This is a genomic window from Cognatundibacterium squillarum (assembly GCF_014652435.1).
Lineage (GTDB): Bacteria > Pseudomonadota > Gammaproteobacteria > Burkholderiales > Burkholderiaceae_D > Undibacterium > Undibacterium squillarum.
Window position 1 is genome coordinate 189,221 of sequence record NZ_BMYU01000001.1, and the last position, 21,021, is coordinate 210,241.

General features: G+C 51.8%; 21 protein-coding genes. 10 read left to right on the forward strand and 11 right to left on the reverse strand.

The features are described 5' to 3' along the window. Window positions 1–385 precede the first annotated feature (385 nt). Complete coding sequence (locus IE092_RS00825) at window positions 386–1,495, reverse strand: DUF5694 domain-containing protein (protein ID WP_229792959.1); 1,110 nt, start codon at window positions 1,493–1,495, stop codon at window positions 386–388. 322 nt (window positions 1,496–1,817) lie between these two features. Here IE092_RS00825 and IE092_RS00830 point away from each other — a divergent pair, with 322 nt between their 5' ends. Next, complete coding sequence (locus IE092_RS00830; protein WP_189355117.1) at window positions 1,818–2,612, forward strand: hypothetical protein; 795 nt, start codon at window positions 1,818–1,820, stop codon at window positions 2,610–2,612. Window positions 2,613–3,661: 1,049 nt separating this feature from the next. Continuing rightward, window positions 3,662–4,186, forward strand: a complete 525-nt coding sequence (locus IE092_RS00835; protein ID WP_189355118.1) for an arsinothricin resistance N-acetyltransferase ArsN1 family B — start codon at window positions 3,662–3,664, stop codon at window positions 4,184–4,186. Between the two features lie 225 nt (window positions 4,187–4,411). On the opposite strand, the gene IE092_RS00840 is transcribed toward IE092_RS00835, so the two are convergent. The 6 genes from IE092_RS00840 to mltG form a co-directional block, all read right to left on the reverse strand. After that, a complete protein-coding gene (locus tag IE092_RS00840; protein ID WP_189355119.1) occupies window positions 4,412–5,341 on the reverse strand; it encodes a 23S rRNA (adenine(2030)-N(6))-methyltransferase RlmJ in 930 nt (309 codons plus the stop codon). Window positions 5,342–5,420: 79 nt separating this feature from the next. Then, a complete protein-coding gene (locus IE092_RS00845; protein WP_189355120.1) occupies window positions 5,421–5,924 on the reverse strand; it encodes a GNAT family N-acetyltransferase in 504 nt (167 codons plus the stop codon). Window positions 5,925–5,935: 11 nt separating this feature from the next. Beyond that, window positions 5,936–6,313: a PilZ domain-containing protein gene (locus tag IE092_RS00850; protein WP_189355121.1), complete on the reverse strand. Its 378-nt coding sequence runs from the start codon at window positions 6,311–6,313 to the stop codon at window positions 5,936–5,938. An 11-nt stretch (window positions 6,314–6,324) separates the two neighbouring features. After that, window positions 6,325–7,362 carry a DNA polymerase III subunit delta' gene (gene holB, locus IE092_RS00855; RefSeq protein ID WP_189355122.1) on the reverse strand — a complete coding sequence of 346 codons (1,038 nt, stop codon included), beginning with the start codon at window positions 7,360–7,362 and terminating at the stop codon, window positions 6,325–6,327. Then, window positions 7,359–7,994 (reverse strand): dTMP kinase, encoded by a 636-nt coding sequence (tmk, locus tag IE092_RS00860; protein WP_189355123.1) that lies wholly within the window; start codon window positions 7,992–7,994, stop codon window positions 7,359–7,361. Before tmk ends, holB begins: the two co-directional genes overlap by 4 nt. 6 nt (window positions 7,995–8,000) lie before the next feature. Next, window positions 8,001–8,987: an endolytic transglycosylase MltG gene (gene mltG / locus IE092_RS00865; protein ID WP_189355124.1), complete on the reverse strand. Its 987-nt coding sequence runs from the start codon at window positions 8,985–8,987 to the stop codon at window positions 8,001–8,003. Window positions 8,988–9,167: 180 nt separating this feature from the next. Between mltG and ygfZ the strand changes: the two genes are divergently transcribed. From ygfZ to IE092_RS00895, 6 genes are all read left to right on the forward strand, one after another. After that, the gene (ygfZ, locus tag IE092_RS00870) at window positions 9,168–10,217 is read left to right on the forward strand and encodes a CAF17-like 4Fe-4S cluster assembly/insertion protein YgfZ (protein ID WP_189355125.1); all 1,050 of its coding nucleotides are present in this window, start codon (window positions 9,168–9,170) and stop codon (window positions 10,215–10,217) included. Then, window positions 10,214–10,528 carry a DUF4936 family protein gene (locus IE092_RS00875; protein WP_229792960.1) on the forward strand — a complete coding sequence of 105 codons (315 nt, stop codon included), beginning with the start codon at window positions 10,214–10,216 and terminating at the stop codon, window positions 10,526–10,528. The genes ygfZ and IE092_RS00875 overlap by 4 nt, the downstream gene beginning before the upstream one ends. Window position 10,529: 1 nt before the next feature. Then, window positions 10,530–11,276 carry an NRDE family protein gene (locus IE092_RS00880; RefSeq protein ID WP_189355126.1) on the forward strand — a complete coding sequence of 249 codons (747 nt, stop codon included), beginning with the start codon at window positions 10,530–10,532 and terminating at the stop codon, window positions 11,274–11,276. Between the two features lie 478 nt (window positions 11,277–11,754). Then, window positions 11,755–12,213: a hypothetical protein gene (locus IE092_RS00885; RefSeq protein WP_189355127.1), complete on the forward strand. Its 459-nt coding sequence runs from the start codon at window positions 11,755–11,757 to the stop codon at window positions 12,211–12,213. Between the two features lie 118 nt (window positions 12,214–12,331). Next, window positions 12,332–12,922, forward strand: coding sequence for a GNAT family N-acetyltransferase (locus IE092_RS00890; RefSeq protein ID WP_189355128.1), 591 nt, complete (start codon window positions 12,332–12,334; stop codon window positions 12,920–12,922). Between the two features lie 257 nt (window positions 12,923–13,179). Next, the gene (locus IE092_RS00895) at window positions 13,180–13,464 is read left to right on the forward strand and encodes a hypothetical protein (RefSeq protein ID WP_189355129.1); all 285 of its coding nucleotides are present in this window, start codon (window positions 13,180–13,182) and stop codon (window positions 13,462–13,464) included. Between the two features lie 350 nt (window positions 13,465–13,814). Here the strand turns inward: IE092_RS00895 and IE092_RS00900 are convergent, their stop codons facing one another. The 4 genes from IE092_RS00900 to IE092_RS00915 all read right to left on the reverse strand — a co-directional run bounded on the left by IE092_RS00900 (window position 13,815) and on the right by IE092_RS00915 (window position 18,563). Continuing rightward, a complete protein-coding gene (locus tag IE092_RS00900) occupies window positions 13,815–14,180 on the reverse strand; it encodes a hypothetical protein (RefSeq protein WP_229792961.1) in 366 nt (121 codons plus the stop codon). Between the two features lie 481 nt (window positions 14,181–14,661). Continuing rightward, on the reverse strand, window positions 14,662–15,894 hold the full coding sequence (locus tag IE092_RS00905) for an MFS transporter (protein ID WP_189355131.1): 1,233 nt from the start codon (window positions 15,892–15,894) through the stop codon (window positions 14,662–14,664). 106 nt (window positions 15,895–16,000) lie between these two features. After that, on the reverse strand, window positions 16,001–17,311 hold the full coding sequence (locus IE092_RS00910; RefSeq protein ID WP_189355132.1) for a homoserine dehydrogenase: 1,311 nt from the start codon (window positions 17,309–17,311) through the stop codon (window positions 16,001–16,003). 22 nt (window positions 17,312–17,333) lie between these two features. Then, the gene (locus IE092_RS00915; protein WP_189355133.1) at window positions 17,334–18,563 is read right to left on the reverse strand and encodes a pyridoxal phosphate-dependent aminotransferase; all 1,230 of its coding nucleotides are present in this window, start codon (window positions 18,561–18,563) and stop codon (window positions 17,334–17,336) included. A gap of 384 nt (window positions 18,564–18,947) precedes the next feature. Here IE092_RS00915 and IE092_RS00920 point away from each other — a divergent pair, with 384 nt between their 5' ends. Next, window positions 18,948–19,325 carry an Mth938-like domain-containing protein gene (locus IE092_RS00920; RefSeq protein ID WP_189355134.1) on the forward strand — a complete coding sequence of 126 codons (378 nt, stop codon included), beginning with the start codon at window positions 18,948–18,950 and terminating at the stop codon, window positions 19,323–19,325. Beyond that, the gene (locus IE092_RS00925; RefSeq protein ID WP_308427092.1) at window positions 19,322–20,992 is read left to right on the forward strand and encodes a glycosyltransferase family 39 protein; all 1,671 of its coding nucleotides are present in this window, start codon (window positions 19,322–19,324) and stop codon (window positions 20,990–20,992) included. The genes IE092_RS00920 and IE092_RS00925 overlap by 4 nt, the downstream gene beginning before the upstream one ends. Window positions 20,993–21,021 lie beyond the last annotated feature (29 nt).

A 21,021-nucleotide genomic window follows, 5' to 3' on the forward strand; every position in this document is an offset into this window, starting at 1 on the left:
AGACAAACATTTCGCCACAACGGGCTGAGTTTATCATTGTCAAACAGCAAAAATAGCAACAGCTTGTACGGGAATGTAAAAAAAGCGGCTTCAATCCCGATTGCAACAAAACCTGATTTGCAGGGTTGATATAAAACCTTCTGATGTCAGTTCGTAATGTGGCGATTTGCTGAAATTTTCAGCAAACAATATCCGGCCACATTCAATGAGATCCAATCACATTGGTCTGGGCTGCATTACTTCGCAAGTCGTTTGCGTCACAAAACAAAACCGGCTGCGACATGGCATCTGACCATGTGGCAGCCGGTGACTCTTTACCCGTAATTTGCCGCGATCGTACTCAGCTTCGCGACTGACAGCAGAATGCTGATAAAACGCCGGTAACTTACTTTGCCTTCAGCACCGCATTCCCGAAATGCACTTTCACATCATGCATCATGTGCAGATACGCTTCGTAATACGGCTTGTGCGATGCGCCGACAATGGCCAGCGTGCGCTTGCCCGGCGCGATACCCATCACATCGCGGATGTTCGATACCATGCGCAGATTGCGGGTTTCCCAGTAGCCCAGATACATGCGGCCATAATGCTTTGCGGATGGCTCATTCATATTCGCACCGAAATCGCCTTTAAAAATCAGCTCTGCTGCAGACGGCTCGTTATACGCCAGATACATATCCAGCACACCTTCGCTGCTATCCAGCTTCGCATACAAGGCTTTATCCTGCTCTTTACGTGCGGCGCTGGCCGGATTATTCCACGCACCCTGAATTGCTTCACCGGCTGATTTTTCTTCTGCCGCATCAAACGCCAGATCAGCTGTGTGATCATCCACCGCATACACACGCTGCAAACCCATTTTTACGGCCAGTGGTACAGCAATCTGAAAGCTTTCATCCCGGCGCTGGGTAATCCGGTTCAGCATATCCACCAGTTTCTGATTCAGAATTCCGTCTTCTTTTCGTTCTGCTTCCGGCAGATGCAGCCACTGCACCAGCGCTGAAGCCGGCTCACCGGCGGCTAACATCATGGCAGCCAGTTGCCGGCGTTGTGTTGCAGACGGCTGCGCAGGCAATGCAGCCAGCAGACTTTCCATTTCTGCCGTTGCTGCAGGCACATCGCGGCCGGTAGCGGCTTTGGCAGTTTCAGTCGAAGGGCAAAAGCTTTTCACGGTATCCGCATAACGGGCAGGGTAGTGCCGCATGTAATCACACTGCGCACCGGACAAAGCTTCAATCGCAATCACCTGCGGCTTCCACGCCGCCAGTTTATCCAGCACCAGATTCAGAGACTTGTTCTGAAATGTCGCAGGCAGACCGGACAAATGCGCCGTTCCCAGCACAAACACTTCATTCGCCGGACCTTGCGCAGGTCCTTTCAAACCACTGGGATCAAACTGACCCGCCGGAAAATTCCCCGCAGCCATTGCCAGCGCACTGCAAGACAAACCACCCGCAACCACCAGACCCGCAACCGCCATCACACTTTTTTTCATCGCATCCCCGCTGTGTTTTATTGAATTGATTTTTTCAGACCGCAGCGAACAAAACCCGCCCGCCGCCAACAGCTGCGCAGTCTACGCAGATGAAAAACAGCAAGAAAGACGAACAGTGATGAACAGCAGATTTGCGGGATTAAACGGGCGAGGGCGGGGATGAGTGGATTCAGAAAATACGTTATTCTTTGAAATTTAATAATGAGCTTCCCTCGGTATTAAGTTCACCATCAGGTGAATGTTATGCAGCGAGATTCTCTTGATTTTGTCCCTTCATCCATTCTTCCAGATATATTGGAATACTGCCATTTAGGAAGGTATCGTGGAAAATAAAATTGATCTTGAATTGCGAGCGTGGCCGCGCGCTAGAGCAGGATTTGAGGCAGATCCGCTATTTCATCGTGATCTGTCTGCTCAAAAAAGCATAGACATGTCTAATGCCTTGCATGCAGTAGCAAACCGGATTCAACAGGAATATTCTTACGCCTTGCGTATGTATTGTGCAGGCCAATCCGATTACGCAAAAGGATATTTGGTGAGGGCCGAATATGTCTATCAGGTTTACGGTACAGAAGAGAATTACAATCGAGTGCCAGCACATTCACCCGAGGCTGCAATTTACAATCGAGGAACAGCGAAAACGTATTATGCTGCAGTGCAATTGGCTTTGTATGGGCATTGGGATCTGCACATACTCAAGGATGGATTACAGGATTTGCACGAATATTTGCTGGTGCAAACGTATGATTCGACTAGTGCCTATTCGCATGAAGATGAAGACCGGTTGCTAACGGTGCTATGTCAAATGGCGATTGGGGAATTTGATACCGCAATTGCCTGGTTCGATGCTTATATCAAATATCGAAAGATTAAGAAGTTTAAAGAAAATTTCCCCGAATTACTTGCAGGAATACAGGCACAGCTCAAGCAAGGTAAGAATGAGGTTGCGGCACCGCTTAAAGCTTACTTTGACCAAAATCGACTTGGCAATTATCAGTTTCGGGAACCACAATCGTTTTGGTTATGCGTGCCGATAGCAATAATCGCGGAACGTATCGCCAGTGATTGGCGTGGCACACCTGCCTGGGATCAAGTGCTGGAGCAGTTGCTGTATTAAAAAAATCATTGGATAGCCATCCCAAAAAGCAATAAATAAGGGGGTGCTGATTAGTTTTATTTTCGATCAGGCCTACATGTATTTGATTTTAATGAAACGGTCTAATCCATGAGCTACATTCCGCATAATTTATGTTATGTAAAATAAAGAATAGATTCAGTAATCCCCGCACCATTCTTTCACTTTCTCCAAACTTCCCGAAAATTGCCTGCATTTGACATAAAACAGGTTAAATAACCCTAAAATAACGATTGTGAGCAATAAAACTTACTTTATGTCAAATAAAATGGGTGTTTTTTGCGTATTTCTGGTCGTTTTTAGTCAATTGTTGCGCTGAATTTCAGGTCTGAGCACGCTTGCTGCTGGATTGCGGATGATTTTGCTGCGTTCGCTGCAAAGCTTTCGGGTTTTGGATTTTTTGAGTTTCTGAGCTTATGAGCCTTCCGGCTGCCACCAGCTTCAGTGCTTTTCAGAATCTTCCTGTCATCAGGCACAAACATTTGCCAAATGCATTTGCTGTTTGCTTTCGGATGTTGTGTCGCCGGCGGTATTTCCTGTTGTTCCGGCGCTTAATTTGTGCAGCTATCCGCATAGCCGTTTTCCGGAAGCCCGGACTTTCTGCCGACGACCGCCGGATCGCTGTGCTGTAGTCCGCATTCAGGCTGTTTTTGGGCTGTTATTGGGCTTTATTCCGGATTTGCGGAAAATTTTCCGGCGTTCTGAAAAATCCAATCGGAAAAATCTGACTTTGCTGACTTGCCGGTGTTGGCGTACTCGCAGTCTGTATCGCTGGCTGGCTTGTTGCTGCGGTCATGGGTTTGGTCAAATTCGGCAGGAATCTTGCTTACAGGAACCATTGCTGCCGCAGCCTGTCCGAATACGGGTGCGTCGTTCGTTCAAATGAAGGATGGCGCATCGGTTTAAACGAAGGCCTGTACCTGCTGATACGTCGGCATGGTCTTGAGTCAGCGGCAACGACAGTAATAGCAATTTAAAAATACAACAATCATCAACGCTTCCGGAAAATACAAGGAACACCAGGGAAATCTATGGAAACACACGCTTTTGCATTGCAGATTCGCGCTGCCAGCACCGCTGATGCCGCCGCCATTGTCGCGATTTACAACCATTATGTACTGAATACCACCATCAGTTTTGAAGAGCAGCCGGTGACGGAATCACAAATGGCGGGCCGTATCAGTGCCTGTCTGGAAGCGGGTTTTCCGTGGCTGGTGGCGGAGGCGGAAGACGGGATAGCCGGCTATGCCTATGCCACAAAATGGCGTGAGCGCCCTGCTTACCGGCATTCGGTGGAAACGTCGGTGTATCTGGATCCGGCCAAAACCGGTCGCGGTGCAGGCCGTCAGTTGTACACCGCCCTGCTCCGTCAGTTACGCGACAGCGGCCGCCGCACTGTGATTGCCGGTATCGCCCAGCCGAATCCCGCCAGCGTCGGTTTGCACGAAGCACTGGGTTTTGTGCCTGCTGCGATGTTTAAGGAAGTCGGTTTCAAGCAGAATCAGTGGCTGGATGTCGGTTACTGGCAATTGCCGCTGCACGCTTTTCAGGCATGAATCTGCACTGAGATTGTGCAGATATCCGCATTCATCATTTGCGGACAGCCAGACTTTCTGCCGACGACCGCCAGGTTGCTGTGCTGAACACCGCATTTGAGGCAAAAAAACGGTATTTCTGGCGATTTTCAGACCATTTTCAGGTCATTTTCAGGCAATAAAAAAGGACAGTCTCCGTGCGGAGCTGTCCATTTTTTCCGGCGTCTGGCGTGCGCCGGACTGCAATCAGCGGCGGGAACCGGCTGGTGCGGCAGGTTTTGGCGGCGTGCCGGAACCGCTTTCCAGCGTGAAGCGCGCACCGCCGTCCTGATCGAGCGCGGCGGTCAGGTAAGGCATGACGTCGCGCAGGGTGTTTTCCAGTGTCCACGGCGGGTTCAGGATGAACATGCCGCTGCTGTGGAAGCCGCCAACGCCATCCGGTGTCGGGGTTTTGACGGTCAGCGTCACATGCAGCCAGTCTTTGCAGGCGATGCGTTTCAGTTTGTCCGGGAACTGACGCGATTCCAGACGTTGCAGCACCGGATACCAGACCGCATACACGCCGCCCGGGAAGCGTTTGATCGCTTCATCCAGTGTGACTTTGACTTTGCGGTAATCATCTTTGACTTCATACGGCGGATCGATCAGCACGAAGGCGCGGCGTGACGGTGGCGGCAGCAGCGATTTCAGGCTGTCAAAACCGTCGGTATCGCCGATGATCACACGCTTACCGCGTACACCGCGACGCAAACCGGCAGCGCGGTTTTGCTCTTCCAGCGCGCCGCAGTTCTGCACCAGCACTTTGACTTCGTTCGGGTGCATTTCAAACAAACGCAGACGGTCTTCATCACGCGAGAGTTTTTCTGCGCAGAATGGCGAACCCGGATAATGCTGCAGTTTGCCTTCGGGATTGAAGCTGCGGATCATGTCCACATAGTCCGCCAGCGGCGCTGGCAGATCATCTTTATTCCACAGTTTCGCGATACCGGTTTCGTATTCCGCAGTTTTAGCGGCATAACCGGTATTGAGCTGGTACACGCCGGCGCCGGCATGGGTGTCTACGTAGGTGTATGGCGTTTCTTTCTGATTCAGATACGCCATGATCTGCGCCATCACAAAATGCTTGAGCACATCGGCATGATTGCCAGCATGAAAACCGTGACGATAACTGAACATAACAAAACTCCTTAAAAACAAAAGGCAACCTGCAATGCAGATTGCCGTCAACATCAGCCGCTGCTGAGTCGCTGAAAAATCAGTCGCTCAGACGTTTACCCAGAATCAGCAGATCGCGCTCAACGCCATCCAGATTCGCCACCCGTGGCATGTTTGCCCAGGTATCAAAACCAAAACGACGGAACAGCGCCAGACTCGGGGCATTGTGGCCGAAAATAAATCCCAGCAAAGTATGCACGCCGACTTTGGGTGCATGGGCAATCGCCAGCTCCAGAAACTGCCGGCCCAGACCGTGGCCGCGTGCATTTTCGTGGATGTAAATCGACAATTCTGCGGTACCGGAATACGCCGGACGGCCGTAAAAGTCAGAAAACGACAACCAACCCGTGATTGTATCATCGTCTGCAAGGCTCACCCACAACGGACGTTTTTCCGGTGTGTGATCGGCAAACCATTTTTCGCGGGAAGCGACGCTGACCGGTTCGGTATCCGCAGTCACCATGCGCGAAGCAATGGTGGAGTTGTAGATGGCGACAATCGCCGGTAAATCGTCAGCAGTTGCCAGACGGGTACGCAATGTCATGGCAGCAGCCCTTAAATCGTGTGGGTTGCGCGGCTGGAGCGAATCGCCGCGCCCAGTGCTTCTTCAATGCGGATGCGAACACGCTTGCCGGTTTCATCGCCGGGAAAATGCACGCCGATTCCCTGCGTTTTGTTGTTGCCAGCACCCTGCGGCGTAATCCAGACTACTTTACCTGCTACCGGATATTTCTGCGGATCGTCCAGCAAGGTCAGAATCAGATAAATCTCTTCGCCTAAGCGATAGGTTTTGTTGGTTGGCACAAAGATGCCGCCGTTTTCCAGAAACGGCATGTACGCTGCAAACAGTGCAGCTTTTTCACGAATACCCAGTGACAGCACCGAAGGACGGTGCTGCGAACCGGAACCACTGTCATTGCTGATATCAGACATACGTCAATTTCTCAGGATGAAAATGCAGAGGCGTATTCCAGGAATACATCCTCCAGAAAAAGTTTGGGCGATAAAGGGTGGCTGGCGATGGCCTGACGCTCACCCAGTGATTTGGATAAACGCATCAGATCATGCAGGTTACAGCGGCTTGCCAGCGAACGGATTTCTTTATCGTAACGCGGATAATACCGGATTATGCCCGTTTGTTTCACGGAAAACACGTCGTACACCCAGCGTTGCAGCCACGATACGACAAGCGGTAAATCAGTTTTCTGTAATTTGTCCGCGAGCTTTAAGCTCAGATCTGCCGAGGGTTGCGCCAGCATGCCCAGCATAGTTTCCAGTTCCGCTTTTTGTTCGGAAGCCGCAATCTCCATCGCCGCCAGCGGCGCCCCGCCCTGCAATGCCAGCCAGTTTGCTGCATCTGCCACGCCCTGTTGCTGCAGCCACGCCAGCGCTGCGTCACGGGTTGGCATGCCGAGCGCTAACTGATGACAGCGCGATACGATGGTCGGCAGCAGTTTATCCAGACTGTCTGATACCAGAATAAACACCGTGTTCGGATGCGGTTCTTCCAGCGATTTCAGCAAGGCATTTGCTGCCGGAATATTCATCGCTTCCGCCGGATACAGCACGATCACGCGCTTACCGTTACGGTGCGTGGAAATATTCATCATTTCGGCCAGCGCACGAATCTGATGAATCACGATTTCTTTTGATGGCGCTTTGCTGCGGCTGGATTTTGCGGTGGAGGCTTCTGCTTCCGCATCCCCACTGCCCTCGTCTTCATCCAGCACTTCGGGGCGAATCCGGCGGTAATCCGGATGGCTGTATTGTTCAAACCAGCCACAGGAACCGCAATGCCCGCAAGCCTGCCCTTCCGCATCCGGCGTTTCGCACAGCAAGGCTTTTGCCATGCGTTCTGCAAAATGTCGCTTACCGGTGCCTGCCGGTCCGTGCAGCAAAAACGCATGCGGCAAGCGGCTTTGCAGGCCGGTGAAATAGCGCCATGCATCCTGCTGCCACTGATAAACCTGCAATGTGCTCATAGGCCGCTTTGCGTAAAGAGCGTTGTCAGAATCTGATCAATTTGCGCCTGAATGGCGGCAATGCTTTGCGATGAATCAATAATGCGGAAACGTTGTGGAAATTCCGCCGCGCGGCGCAGATATTCCTTGCGTGTGTCTGCAAAAAAGTCTGCTTTTTCCTGCTCGAATTTATCCAGTTCGCGGGTAGCATCCAGACGCGCACGCGCCACTTCCAGTGGCACGTCAAACAGCAGCGTCAGATCCGGTTGCAAATGCGGATGCACCCATTGTTCCAGCGCATTCAGTTTATCCAGCGATAAATGACGACCACCGCCCTGATACGCAAAACTGGCATCAGAAAAACGATCAGAAATCACCCAGTCGCCGCGTGCCAGTGCCGGTTCTATCACTTGCACCAGATGTTCTTTACGCACTGCAAACATCAGCAAGGCTTCGGTTTCCAGATGCATTTTCTGGTTCAGCAGAATCTCGCGCAATTGCTCGCCCAGCGGCGTGCCGCCCGGTTCACGCGATACCACCACTTCGCGTCCGCTGGCCGCGAGGCGCTCTGCCACTTTCGCTTTGACATACGCGAGATGGGTTGATTTACCGGCACCATCGATGCCTTCAAAAGTAATGAATTTTCCTGTCATGGCTTCTCAGCGCTGGTATTTGTTCACAGCGCGGTTGTGATCGGTAAGATTAGTTGAAAACTGACTGCTGCCGTCGCCGCGTGCCACAAAATACAGCACATCGCTGCTGGCCGGATGCAGGGCTGCAGTCAGCGATTCCAGTCCCGGCAAAGCAATCGGCCCCGGTGGCAAGCCGCCACGGGTATAAGTGTTATATGGTGTATCGGTCAGCAAATCTTTTTTATAAATTTTGCCGTTGTATTTGTCACCCAGACCGTAAATCACGGTCGGATCGGTTTGCAGCAGCATACCGGAGCGCAGACGGTTCACAAACACGGCGGCAATCAGCGGACGTTCGGAGCGTTTGCCGGTTTCTTTTTCAATGATCGACGCCATGATCAGCGCTTCATAGGCATTTTTATACGGCAGATTCGCGGAGCGGCTCTCCCACGCATCATTCAGTTTTTTCAGCAGCGCCTGATGTGCCTGTTTGTAAATATCGAGATCGCTGCTGCCACGGGCAAAGCGATAAGTGTCCGGGTAAAACAAACCTTCGCCACGGTTGTAATCTGCGCTGATTTCTTTCATCAGCTTGTCTTCGTTCCAGTCTGCAGTGTCGTGTTTAATGTAAGGATGCGCGTTGACCGCTTTACGCATTTGCGCAAATGTCCAGCCTTCAATCACCGGCAGGCTGACATAGGCAAAATCACCGTCCACCAGCTTCGCCATCAGTTGCAGCGGCGTTTTGCCAGCTTCCAGTTCATATGCACCGGCTTTCAGACGTGCACCGGTGCCGCTGATTCTGACCAGCATTTCAAACCACAGCGCCGGAACCGGCACACCGGCTTGCTCGATCTGACGCGACACGGCGCGTACTGAGCTGCCTGCTTTCACTTCAAACGGTAACGGTTTGCCTTCGGTGAATACCGGCTGTTGCGACCAGTGCCAGCCGTAGCCCAGCGCGCCGCCAGCGGCAATCAGCGTTACCAGAATCAGAAATTTCAAAAGTTTCATGCTGCGTTATCAGGTCTGCAAACAACAAGGCGCGTAGTGTAGCAGACCGCATGGGGGTTCAGAACGGGATGCCTGTCTGTGCAACAAGATTTTGCGCCGGGCTTGAATTCCGCCGCCCTGAGCAAAAGATAAGGGTTTCAGGTATAGTGAATTGGTTTAGTTGATTTCGCAGGAAGACGCATGAACTGGCAGGATATCTCCGCAATAACAGAATTTGATTTCACCTCAGGCCGGATTACCCATCTGGCACCGCAATCGGATAACGCAGACTGGGCGCAAGGCTTTTACACCGTGCTCGGCGATATGGCGGTGTTCAGCGCAAGCGGCGAGGATGCTGCAAGCTTTTTACACGGACAACTGAGTAACGACGTTGAACGCCTGCCGCAAGGCCCTGTGCGCCGCGCCGCTTACTGCACGGCAAAAGGCCGCATGATTACCAGTTTCAGTTACTGGAAAAACAGCGACACCATTTATCTGCAATGCGATGCAAACCAGCAGCCAGCAGTACAAAAACGTTTGCAAATGTTTGTGCTGCGCTCAAAAGTCAAACTGGCATCGTTGGCAGAAAGTCTGATTCCGCTGGGTCTTGGTGGCGCAAAAGCTGAAGCTTTGCTGACCACTTATTTTGCGGCGTTGCCAGCCATCGGTGAGCATGTCCATGATGCTGCTAACGGCATGTTGCTGCGTCATGAAGATGCCGGCGCAGTGGCGCGTTATCAGTGGCTGGTACCGGCGGAACAGTTCGCCGCAGTCTGGCAGGCGCTGAAAAATACACTGGTGCTGAGCAATTCTTCTGACTGGTATCTGGGCGATATTCTGTCCGGTGTATCGCGCGTGGTGGCAGCAACGCAGGAAGTGTTTGTGCCGCAAATGATTAACTTTGAGCTGACCGGTGGCGTAAATTTCCGCAAGGGTTGCTATCCGGGTCAGGAAATCGTTGCGCGCAGCCAGTATCTGGGCAAACTCAAACGCCGCAGCTTCCTCGCCAGCGTTGCAGAGACCGGCCTGAATGCCGGTCAGGAATTATTCAATCCGGCCAGTCCGGAACAGCCTTGCGGTCACATCGTTAACGTTGAATTGCTGAATGCTGGTGAAAGTCTGTTACTGGCAGAAATGACCATGGCCGATGCAGAACAGGGCGATATCCGTGTGGGAGCCGCCGACGGCCCTGCCCTGCAATTCCGCGAATTGCCGTATGTGATTCACGACATCACCCGCACACCAGAATGACATCCGGTCAGCATCAGCCGGTCTCGCCGGACAGCATGGATTGCTACGTTTATTTCAAAACGCCGCAAGCGCAGTCCGCGCAGGTTTTGCAGGAACAAGCGCTGTGGCAGCAGGCAATCGCGGCGCAACTCGGCTGTCGGGGCAAGCTGCAACGCCGTCCGGAAATCCGCGACGGTTTGCAGACATGGATGGAAGTCTACCGCGATGTCCCGCCGGACTTCCCTGCCCGTCTGAGCGCCCTGCTCGCCAGCCAGTCTTTGCCTTTACTGAACAGCGTTCCTCGTCATCAGGAACTTTTTGTGGATTGCTGATATGTGTCTGATTGTTCTGGCCTGGCGCCTGGTTCCGGGCATGCCATTACTGGTGGCAGCAAACCGCGACGAGTTCTACGAGCGCCCTGCGCAGGCAGCACACTGGTGGCCGGACGCGCCGCAGATTCTGGCAGGACGCGACTTACGTTCCGGCGGCACATGGATGGGCTTGCAGGCGGATCCGCAGCAGAATACCCCCGCCCGGAAATTTGCCGCTGTCACCAATGTACGCGCACCGTCCGAGTTCCGCGCCGATGCACACAGCCGTGGTGATCTGGTCAGCGAATTTTTGCGTAACGATATGTCGGCCGAAGTCTATCTGCAAAGCCTGAAAAGCAAAGGCGACTTGTACAATGGTTTTAATCTGCTGCTGTACGACGGACAGGATCTGATCTGGCATTCCAACCGCTATCAGGATGATGCGCGTAACGGCAAGCCATTAGCGCCGGGCATTTACGGCGTTTCCAATGCTGCGCTGGATTCCTGCTGGCATAAAGTGGTGCGCACCAAAGCAGAATTTTGCAGCCTGCTGTGCCAGCTGGCGCCGGAAGATGCGTTTTTTGAGATGCTGGGCAATACCAACCCCGCGCCGGATTGCCGTTTGCCGGATACCGGCATTCCTTTTGACCGCGAACGCTTGTTATCTTCGCCCTGCATCGTTTCAGAAGATTACGGCACTCGGGTTTCCTCACTGGTGCGTATTTTCGACGACCGTGCGCCGCAACTGATTGAAAAAGTGTTGCGCTGAGCGTTTTCGGGCGCAAGCCGCACTGTATTTCAGTCATCCTCAAAAAGGACAGTTCCCGTAAAGGCGACTGTCCTTTTTGTTTGTCTTAGCTGTTAATATGATGAAGCTGAAGACATTATTTTAGAAATTAATCGCGCCTTAATGAGAGCCTCGGGCACATGGGATAAGATGGTTAAACGCTTTCCGCCCAAAGAAAGCGATTAATAAGTGATGTGGATTTATTTCGTAAGCGAATAGCGCGTCCTGCAATACATCCAACAAGCGTATTTGATTTATCTGTTATTTTTTATTGGAAATAAAAAAGTCCCGCCAACCCCATTTGCAGCCTAAAAACTGCCCGAAACACCGGTTTTTGCCGCAAATGGATATAAGGCATAAACCTTACTCCGCAGGGCGCATTGCAAATCAAGGTCTTGATAGTTTCCGAACCGTGTGCTCAATTTTCAAAAATATGCGGAATGTGATTGAATGAATGAACATGAAATACCTTTTCTATTCTGAAGAACTTGGGTGGGACTATCGAGCGTACGAAAAATACCTCGATATAGCCCGTAATCAGATGCCTGATGATCTTGTTGATTTGCTTTCTGATACCCGACTTGGCTTTGGCGAGGGATCGTTACATGACAGCTATATACATCGCTGCGCTGTTTGCTTTAGTCCTCTGACCAGATCCTGCACTGAGTCCTTACGTGAAATGAATATTGAGTTGGACTTGATAGGCCGATTTGACGATAGGCTTTTTCAGCTCCAATATTTAGATGTAACTTTTGTTTCCTGTGAACGTCCATGGACTGAGCTCCACAATCTGGACGTTCATGAGTTGACCCTTATGGACGATGGCACTTATCGCCATGTAATGGCGTATCGGAATAGCACGTTTACCATTGTCAGCAGGCAGGTGCATTTTGTTGAGCGTCTTTTAATATCATCTTAACGTGGCATCTATGGACTGAGTTTCCCTCGATATTTAGCCCACTGGGCGCATTGCAATGCGCCCTACATATGATTGCGCCTTACGGCCTTGACCACGAACCCTTGCTTCAAGACAGCCTATGAATCGAATCGAACTTCCCCTTGTAGCCCAGCGCTTGCAACTGCGCGATTTCAAACTGTCCGATTTGGAGGCCGTGCATGCGTATGCATCCAGTCCCTACGTCGTGGAGCATCAAGCATGGGGGCCAAACACACTGGAGCAGACCCGCGAATTTGTCGAGCAATGTGTGGCGGAGACAGCCCATCCACAGCGCCGCTCCTTCAACCTTGCCGTTGTGCTGAACAATGGGCGCCTCGCTGGCGGTTGCATGGCTGCCTTATCCGCAGATGGCCACGAGGCGGAAATTGGCTATTCCTTCGAGCCCTCTTACTGGGGGAAAGGCTATGCCACAGAGGCGGTGACCATCCTGGTGACGGAGTTGTTTGCACGAACCAGTATTCAGCGCATTTTCGCCACCTGTGGTCCATTGAATGCCGCTTCAATCCGGTTGCTGAGGCGTACTGGCTTTGTGTTGGAGGGGTGCTTGCGGGCGCACAAAGTGGTACGAGGCCAGGTGCGGGATTCGCTGATCTGGAGCCGTTTGCGGGATGACGCTTCCATGGCGCCCGGACTGCATGCGCTGGCTGGTGCGCTGGAGCAAAAGCCGTAAGGCGTATCCCTTACCCCGTAGGGAGCATTGTAATGCGCCGGTTGGGAATGACCGAGTTGTGGCAAAAAACGTAAAACGGGATGAATGCTTGCCAGAGAGTGATCTGTCAGCTTATGGCTAGGTATCCCTCGGAACACGATTAACGGGAATTCAACTATCTCTCACACTATTAACCCATCCATGCGGCGCATTACATTGCGCCCTACAATGATTACACCTTACGGCCTTATAGACCGTAATCTGAGCGGGAGAGCAGAATGAAAGAAAAGCTTAACAAGGACCAATTGCTTTTGCTTTTGGATAGGATTATGCAACCGAAAGCCCATGGGCTAACGGAGAAGGAGGGGGACGACACACTTCTCGCCTTTTGTGCTGGATGTCCTGATCCTGTGAAGGCTAGATGGTTGGTTGTTGAATGCCTTGATCCAATGACTGATGTCGAGCTTGTGGAGCGCGCATTGGCTATGCCACTGCGCAAGATGACCGACATTCCGACATCTGAACTTCCGCAGGGTCATCCTTTGAGAACAATGGCTGCCTGAAACAGATTGACGCGACAACTACGTTGACAAATGCCGCGGTTGGGAATGACCGAGTTGCGGCAAGAAACGTAAAACGGGATGAATGCTTGCCAGAGAATGATCTATGGGCTTATGGCTAGGTGTCCCTCGGAACACGATTAACGGGAATTCAACTATCTCTCATACGACCAAGCCATCCATGCGGCGCATTACAATGCGCCCTACATATGATTGCGTCTTACGGCCTTAAGGGGCTTGGGTGAGGTTTTTTGTTTTGTAAAAACAGAAGAAATGCTGGAATGTTAGAACAGACCCCGTACTCTGTTAAAAAAGAAGAAAGTCAACGTGAATTGTATTCCCTCTTTGCAAGTTTATACATCCAGTTCAATAAAAAATTCCTCCTCACTGACCGCCTCGTTCTCAAGAAATGCTACCCACTTTTTAAGCACTTCGATAAACGTTGTCAACGGCAGCGAGAACTCACCGCACGCTTCGATCACGTGATCCAGGATCACCGTATCCTTGTCAAAGCATACGCCCACCGAGTCATAAAACCCCCAGTCTTCTACGCGAGGAGATTGGGAAATATCTGTGGCAAGACTAAGTAATTCGTGGACATCGGAAGCAAGGTAAACATTCCCCCACAACAGTTGGCCCAATAAATGCTCTCCTTTTGCATTCACTCTCACCATCAAACTACGTGCCTTATCTCGGCTCATGTAGATACTAGTGTTCATTTTTTACTTACCTCCAAAAATTGGATAAACAGTATCAATTTTCCCGTTATGGAAGTGTCCCGTTATTTCAACTCCAGCATTACTCATCCCTTTCCATGATCGAGGCATGCCAGGCACTGTAGGATCAACCCATGTTTTATTCTCAAACGCCGAATTCACTTCAGCGTTAAGTCTTTCAAGGCCGTAAGACGTATCCCTTGCCCCTTAGGGCGCATTGTAATGCGCCGATTGGGAATGATACCGAGCCGCTACGCCGTTTTCCGGCTGCAAAATGCCTGTTTTAGCCCCAAATGCGGACTTCAGCACAGCGATCCGGCGGTCGTCGGCAGAAAGTCCGGGCCTTCAGAAATCATCCATGCGGAATTCTGCATAAACGCGTGTTCGTACAGCGTTAATTAACAGCTGTTTTCAGAGGCTGGGTAGGCTTTGGCTTCGCTTACCTGTTTGTCTGGAGAATGGTGTTTTTCGGGAAATTGCTACCTTACACCGTTGTCAGTGAAGACCGGTATAAGCGCAGCCACGCCAGCAGTTTTAAGGCGCAAGGCAGCACGGCGTACGCCAGTATCAGCGCGCTGACGGCCTGTGCATCCTGCCTGCCCGGCGCGTAACCAGCCAGACTCAGCAATGGCATGGCCAAACCCGCTGCCAGCGCCAGATTCATTTTGCTGAGCCAGTTCCATAAACCGAAATACCAGCCCTCCTGCCCGCTGTCCTGCTGTTGCCGAATCACGCCCGCCAGTAAGGCGGATGGCAAGGCCAGATCCGCGCCCAGAGCAAAGCCGGAACCGGCGCACACCAGTGCGAACAACAGCAAGTCGCCAGCACCGAGAATACACACCGTGCTGAACGATGCGATGGCCAGCCACATACCGGCCTGCCATGCCCTCGCCTCATGCCAGCGGCGTCCTAGCCAGTTCCATACCGGAACAGACAGCGCAGCGCAGACAAAATACAGCAGCAACAATAAGCCAGCCTGATCGGGACGCTGCAGTACGTCGGCGGCGTAAAACAAAAACAGCGTGGCGGGAATGGCGGATGCGATGCCGTTCAGGGCGAAGCTTTGATACAAATGGCGCGTGGTATCTGCCTGAAAAATCGCGAGCGAGCGCGGCGGACTGGCGGTCTGGCTGCTTGCGTGATACGTTTCTGCCGGATGTGATCTGTACAAACGCCAGATTGCGAAAACAGATAACACGCACGAAATAATCAGAACCTGAAACACCGCCGCTGCGGAAAACCAGTATGTCCACAACGAGGCGATAATCACGCCGCACAAACCTGCAAATTCGCGTGCAGATGTCAGTTGCAAGCGGGTTTGTGGCGAATTGCCCAGAATCGCGCCCCAGCTTTGCAGTGCAATCGTTGCGCTGCTGAATCCCAGATACACCAGCAGTAAGCCAGCGCACAGGCTGATTGCCGGAACGTTCTGTAAAGGGTGAAACAGCAGCCAGAAACCAAGATTGACCGGCAGCGTCGCCAGCGCGAACGTGAGCGCAAAGCGCGCCGGATGCTGCTGTTTATCCAGCCATGCGCCAAACCAGGGGTCAAAAAAAGCATCAGCTACACGCGATGCCAGCAAAATCAGGCCGATTGCTGTCAGCGACCAGCCGTAACTGGCGGTGTACAGTTGTGGCACATAGACATACACCGGCAAGGACAGCAAAGCCAGCGGAAATCCGGGTAATCCGTACTGCAGCAGGTATTTGAGCGGCATAGTGGCGTCTGAATATAAAAACGCCCTCATTATTTCATGAGGGCGTTTTTTATGCCGGAACCGGCGCTTCACTGCTGCCGTGCAGTTTTGAGAGGCTCAGATCAGCTTAGTTCAGCTCTTCAAGGCGCAGCTTGGTGACTTTGCCGCTGACGGTTGCCAGCTGTTCGATTTTTTCAATCGCGGCGATGATGTGCTTTTCTTTGGTCTGATGGGTCAGAATGATGATGTCGGTGCGGGTTGCGCCATCGCCCGGTTCTTTTTGCAGCATTGCATCAATCGAAATCGTCAGGTCCGCCAGAATACGTGTGACATCGGCCAGTACGCCCGGACGGTCTTCCACATGCATACGCAGATAGTAGCTGGTGGTGACTTCTTCAATCGGCAGAATCGGCAGATTGCTGATCGCATCCGGCTGGAATGCCAGATGCGGAACACGGTGTTCAGGATCTGCCGTTGCCAGACGGGTTACGTCGACCAGATCTGCAATCACAGAAGATGCTGTTGGTTCTGAACCCGCGCCTTTGCCGTAATACAGCGTGGTACCAACCGCATCCGATTGCACCAGCACCGCATTCATCGCACCTTCCACATTGGCAATCAGGCGTTTGGCCGGTACCAGTGTCGGATGTACACGCAATTCCACGCCTTCAGCAACGCGCTTGGCGATGCCGAGCAGCTTGATGCGGTAACCAAGCTCTTCTGCAAACTGAATATCAATGGCTTCCAGTTGCGTAATGCCTTCAACATAGGCCTTATCGAACTGCATAGGAATGCCGTAAGCAATCGACGCCATGATGGTGGCTTTATGGGCCGCATCCACACCTTCGATATCGAAAGTCGGGTCCGCTTCTGCATAGCCGAGTTCCTGCGCCTGCTTCAGTACCTCCTGAAAACTCAGGCCTTTGTCACGCATTTCAGACAAAATGAAGTTGGTGGTGCCGTTGATGATGCCGGCGATCCATTCGATACGGTTCGCTGTCAAACCTTCACGCAGGGCTTTGATAATCGGGATGCCGCCGGCTACTGCGGCCTCAAACGCGACCATCACGCCTTTTTCTTGTGCGGCTTTGAAAATTTCATTGCCGTGAATCGCCAGCAAGGCTTTGTTGGCGGTGACTACATGCTTGCCGTTCGCTATGGCCTGAAGCACCAGCTCACGTGCGGTTTCGTAGCCGCCGATCAGTTCAACAACGATATCAATTTCAGGATTGTTGACGACGTCGGATGCCTGCGCGACCACCTGAATCGTATCGCCGCAAATCTTACGAGCCCGTTCCGTATTCCGTGCGGCAATCATGGTAATTTCAATTCCACGGCCTGCGCGACGCATAATTTCCTGCTGATTGCGCTGTAATACGTGAAATACTCCGGAACCGACAGTTCCTATACCTAACAGACCGACTTTGATGGGTTTCATAAGATTTTCGACAATATAAAAGTTAATTAGTACCGTGACGCTTTCGGTAAGCTTCGAGGAAATGCGAAATACGACCGAAAGCTTCCGTTAAATCATCCGTATTAGGCAGGAACACCACACGGAAATGGTCAGGCTTGATCCAGTTAAAGCCTGTTCCCTGCACTAACAATACGCGCTGCTCGATCAACAGTTCGCGTATGAATTCCTGATCATCGGCAATCGGGTAGATTTCCGGATCCAGTTTCGGAAACATATACAGAGCCGCTTTGGGTTTAACGCAGCTGACTCCGGGAATTTCTGTTAACAACTTATGCGCAAGATCGCGCTGCTTCAGCAGGCGGCCGCCGGGGCCAACCAGATCCTGAATACTCTGATAACCGCCCAGCGCAGTCTGAATCGCAAACTGCCCCGGCGCATTGGCGCACAGGCGCATGGACGCGAGCATGTTCAGACCTTCAATGTAATCTTTTGCGTGGCGCTTTTCGCCGGAAACAATCATCCAGCCGGCGCGATAGCCGCAGGAACGGTAATTTTTAGAGAGACCATTCAAGGTCACAAACAATACATCATCTGCCAGCGAGGCGATAGAAATATGCTGTTCGCCGTCATACAAGGTTTTGTCGTAGATTTCATCGGCAAACACCACCAGCTGATGCTGACGCGCAATTTCCACCAACTGCTCCAGCACTTCACGCGGATACAGTGCGCCGGTAGGATTATTCGGATTGATGATGACAATGGCTTTGGTATTCGGCGTGATCTTGGCGCGGATATCATCCATATCCGGCATCCAGCCTGCACTTTCATCGCAGACATAGTGCACCGGTTTGCCGCCGGAAAGGCTGACCGCCGCAGTCCATAATGGATAATCCGGTGCAGGCACCAGCACTTCATCGCCACTGTTCAGTAAGGCATTCATGCCCATGACGATCAGTTCAGATGCACCGTTGCCGATATAAATATCTTCAATCGTCACACCGTGGATATGTTTTTCCTGGCTGTAATGCATGATGGCTTTACGCGGTGCAAACATGCCTTTGGAATCGGTATAGCCCGCAGCGCCCTGCATATTGCGTATCATGTCCTGCACGATTTCATCCGGCGGATCGAAGTTAAAGACTGCCAGATTGCCGATATTCAGCTTAATGATTTTGTGGCCTTCGTCTTCCATCTGCTTGGCCTTTTCCAGCACCGGACCACGGATGTCGTAACACACATCGGCTAACTTCTGAGATTTCTGAATCGGGCGCACGCGAAAATTCCTTTTTAATCAAGATACTGGGCAGGACGAATGAAGGCCTGTGCTGCAGAATGCTGCACTGCCGTACAAGCCATTTTGCACAAGGAATGCATCGAAAGCAATCACAGCGTTGCCCTTGTTTCCTTAAATTTCCGGAAAGTCCTCAAGTTTCGCCGAAAACCCGCGATCCGCCCATAGCTGAGATGCTGCAACTCCATATTCTGTTGCAATATGCTTATGCGGATTTCGCATATATTGTGCTTGCAAACGGTTTTGCCGCATTTTTAAGCAGCTGCCGGACGGCAATCGCTCGCAAGCTTCAAACCAGACAGCAAAAACAGGAAAAACAGTTACAATGCCGCACGTTTTTTCTGTTCGTCTTACCGGGATTCACGCATGAAACTGCACTCTACTCAAACTCAGCAATATCAGACTATTACCGCCTATGAAAAAGATGCGGTGGAGATCAATGCCATCTGGTACCGGCACAGTCTGATCGTTTTGCCGGAAGTGAAACCGGTGGTATGGGAGCCAGTCAGTTTTGAGCAATTGAGTAATGCCCATTTTGAACAGATCGAAGCATTCAAGCCTGATGTCGTGATTCTCGGTACAGGCCAGAAACAGCGCTTCGCACATCCGCGCCTGATGCAATCACTGATGCAGCGTCATATCGGTGTTGAATGCATGGACAACCACTCTGCATGCCGCACCTACAACATTCTGATGGCCGAGGGACGCAAAGTTGCACTGGCGCTGATCGTGGAGCCTGCATGATGCGTTCGCCATTTGATTCCAAACTGATTATCCGCAGCCTGACAGCGGGATTTCTGCTGTTCTGGTTTTACATGCTGGGCGCGCGCGTGCTTGTACCTACGGACGAAGGCCGTTACGCGGAAATGGCGCGTGAAATGCTGGCGACCGGTGACTGGATTACCTTGCGCTTAAACGGCATTAAATATTTTGAAAAGCCACCGCTGCAAAACTGGATGAATGCGCTGACCTTCGCCGTGTTCGGTCTGGGTGAATGGCAGGCGCGTTTCTGGACTGGCCTGACTGCCTTGCTGGGAATTGTTTCTGTTGGCTTTACCGCAGCGAAATTATATGACCGCCGTACCGGCTGGATTGCAGCACTGATGCTGGCAACTGGGTTTTACTGGGCTGGTATGGGCCACGTTAACAGCCTGGATATGGGAATTTCCGGCTTTTTTGCAGTGTCACTGTGTGCCCTGATACTTGGTCAGCGTGATGGCGTGTCAGCCAGTGAGCAAAGAAATTATATGTTGTTGTGCTGGGCAGCAATGGCACTGGCAACGCTGTCAAAAGGTCTGATCGGCATTGTTTTACCCGGCGCAGTGCTGACCTTATATACGATCATTACCCGCGACTGGCGCATGTGGCTGAGGCTGCATCTGGGCAAAGGTATCCTGCTGTTTTTAGCGATTACCGCACCGTGGTTTATCCAGATCGCACTGCGTAATCCGGAACATCCTCACTTCTTTTTCATTCACGAACATTTCGACCGCTTTACCAGTGGTGTGCACAAACGCGGCGGCCCGTGGTATTACTTTATTCCGCTGATGGTGCTGGGTATTTTGCCGTGGCTGGGATATTTATTCAGCAGTGTTGCAGCTGGCTGGAAAAAAGAAACCAGTCGCTTTCAGCCTCTGCTGATGGCGTGGATCTGGGCGATCTTTTTCTTTGTGTTTTTCAGTGTTTCCGGCTCTAAACTGCCGGGCTACATTGTTCCGATTTTCCCTGCACTGGCCTTGATTGGTGCGCGTCAGGCGGCGCAAGGCGGCGAAATCTGGCAGAAATTGTCGCTGGCAACAGCAGGCCTGCTGGGTGTTGCACTGATCGCCGGCGTGCAATGGAAGCTGCCATCGCTGATCGCAGGCAAACCGGATTATGAAGTGCCACTGTATCAGGGCTATGCGGTATGGTTGCAGTCTGCCGGTGTGCTCTTTCTGGCAGGCGCCATTGGTGGCTGGATTTTACTGAAGCAACAGCAAAAAGACTGGAGCTTGCTGGCACTGGGTCTGAGCGGCTTTATCGCAGGTCAGGTCGCCTTCCTCGGACATAATGATTTCGGTAAATACATCGCCGGAACCGCACATCTGCCGGCAATGCGCGAAGTTTTAAAAACTCCCGGATCCCATTTCTACGGTGTCGGACGCTATGAACAAGCCATGCCGTTCTATCTGGAACGCACAATGACACTGGTGGAATTTCCCGACGAAATGCAGTTTGGCCTGAGTATTGAACCGCAATTGTGGATACCGGAACTTGAAGAATTTGTACGTCGCTGGCAAGCCCACGTACATAACAAAGAAGCTGCGGTTGCTGTTGTGCGTCGTGATATTTACGATGAATTTCAGAAACGCGGCTTGCCGATGCGCGTCATTGGTGACGACCCGAAACGCATTATCATCAGCGCGCAATAATCTTTTTTAGACAGAACACAGACAAAAAG

Bases quoted from the DNA above. Each gene is read 5' to 3' on its own strand.
- mltG (WP_189355124.1), bottom strand. From the start codon at position 8,987: ATGAAACTTTTGAAATTTCTGATTCTGGTAACGCTGATTGCCGCTGGC.
- IE092_RS00925 (WP_308427092.1), top strand. From the start codon at position 19,322: ATGATGCGTTCGCCATTTGATTCCAAACTGATTATCCGCAGCCTGACA.
- IE092_RS00905 (WP_189355131.1), bottom strand. From the start codon at position 15,894: ATGCCGCTCAAATACCTGCTGCAGTACGGATTACCCGGATTTCCGCTG.
- IE092_RS00895 (WP_189355129.1), top strand. From the start codon at position 13,180: ATGAAAGAAAAGCTTAACAAGGACCAATTGCTTTTGCTTTTGGATAGG.
- holB (WP_189355122.1), bottom strand. From the start codon at position 7,362: ATGAGCACATTGCAGGTTTATCAGTGGCAGCAGGATGCATGGCGCTAT.
- IE092_RS00850 (WP_189355121.1), bottom strand. From the start codon at position 6,313: ATGTCTGATATCAGCAATGACAGTGGTTCCGGTTCGCAGCACCGTCCT.
- IE092_RS00900 (WP_229792961.1), bottom strand. From the start codon at position 14,180: ATGAACACTAGTATCTACATGAGCCGAGATAAGGCACGTAGTTTGATG.
- IE092_RS00880 (WP_189355126.1), top strand. From the start codon at position 10,530: ATGTGTCTGATTGTTCTGGCCTGGCGCCTGGTTCCGGGCATGCCATTA.
- IE092_RS00885 (WP_189355127.1), top strand. From the start codon at position 11,755: ATGAAATACCTTTTCTATTCTGAAGAACTTGGGTGGGACTATCGAGCG.
- tmk (WP_189355123.1), bottom strand. From the start codon at position 7,994: ATGACAGGAAAATTCATTACTTTTGAAGGCATCGATGGTGCCGGTAAA.
- IE092_RS00875 (WP_229792960.1), top strand. From the start codon at position 10,214: ATGACATCCGGTCAGCATCAGCCGGTCTCGCCGGACAGCATGGATTGC.
- IE092_RS00835 (WP_189355118.1), top strand. From the start codon at position 3,662: ATGGAAACACACGCTTTTGCATTGCAGATTCGCGCTGCCAGCACCGCT.
- IE092_RS00910 (WP_189355132.1), bottom strand. From the start codon at position 17,311: ATGAAACCCATCAAAGTCGGTCTGTTAGGTATAGGAACTGTCGGTTCC.
- IE092_RS00920 (WP_189355134.1), top strand. From the start codon at position 18,948: ATGAAACTGCACTCTACTCAAACTCAGCAATATCAGACTATTACCGCC.
- ygfZ (WP_189355125.1), top strand. From the start codon at position 9,168: ATGAACTGGCAGGATATCTCCGCAATAACAGAATTTGATTTCACCTCA.
- IE092_RS00890 (WP_189355128.1), top strand. From the start codon at position 12,332: ATGAATCGAATCGAACTTCCCCTTGTAGCCCAGCGCTTGCAACTGCGC.
- IE092_RS00840 (WP_189355119.1), bottom strand. From the start codon at position 5,341: ATGTTCAGTTATCGTCACGGTTTTCATGCTGGCAATCATGCCGATGTG.
- IE092_RS00825 (WP_229792959.1), bottom strand. From the start codon at position 1,495: ATGAAAAAAAGTGTGATGGCGGTTGCGGGTCTGGTGGTTGCGGGTGGT.
- IE092_RS00845 (WP_189355120.1), bottom strand. From the start codon at position 5,924: ATGACATTGCGTACCCGTCTGGCAACTGCTGACGATTTACCGGCGATT.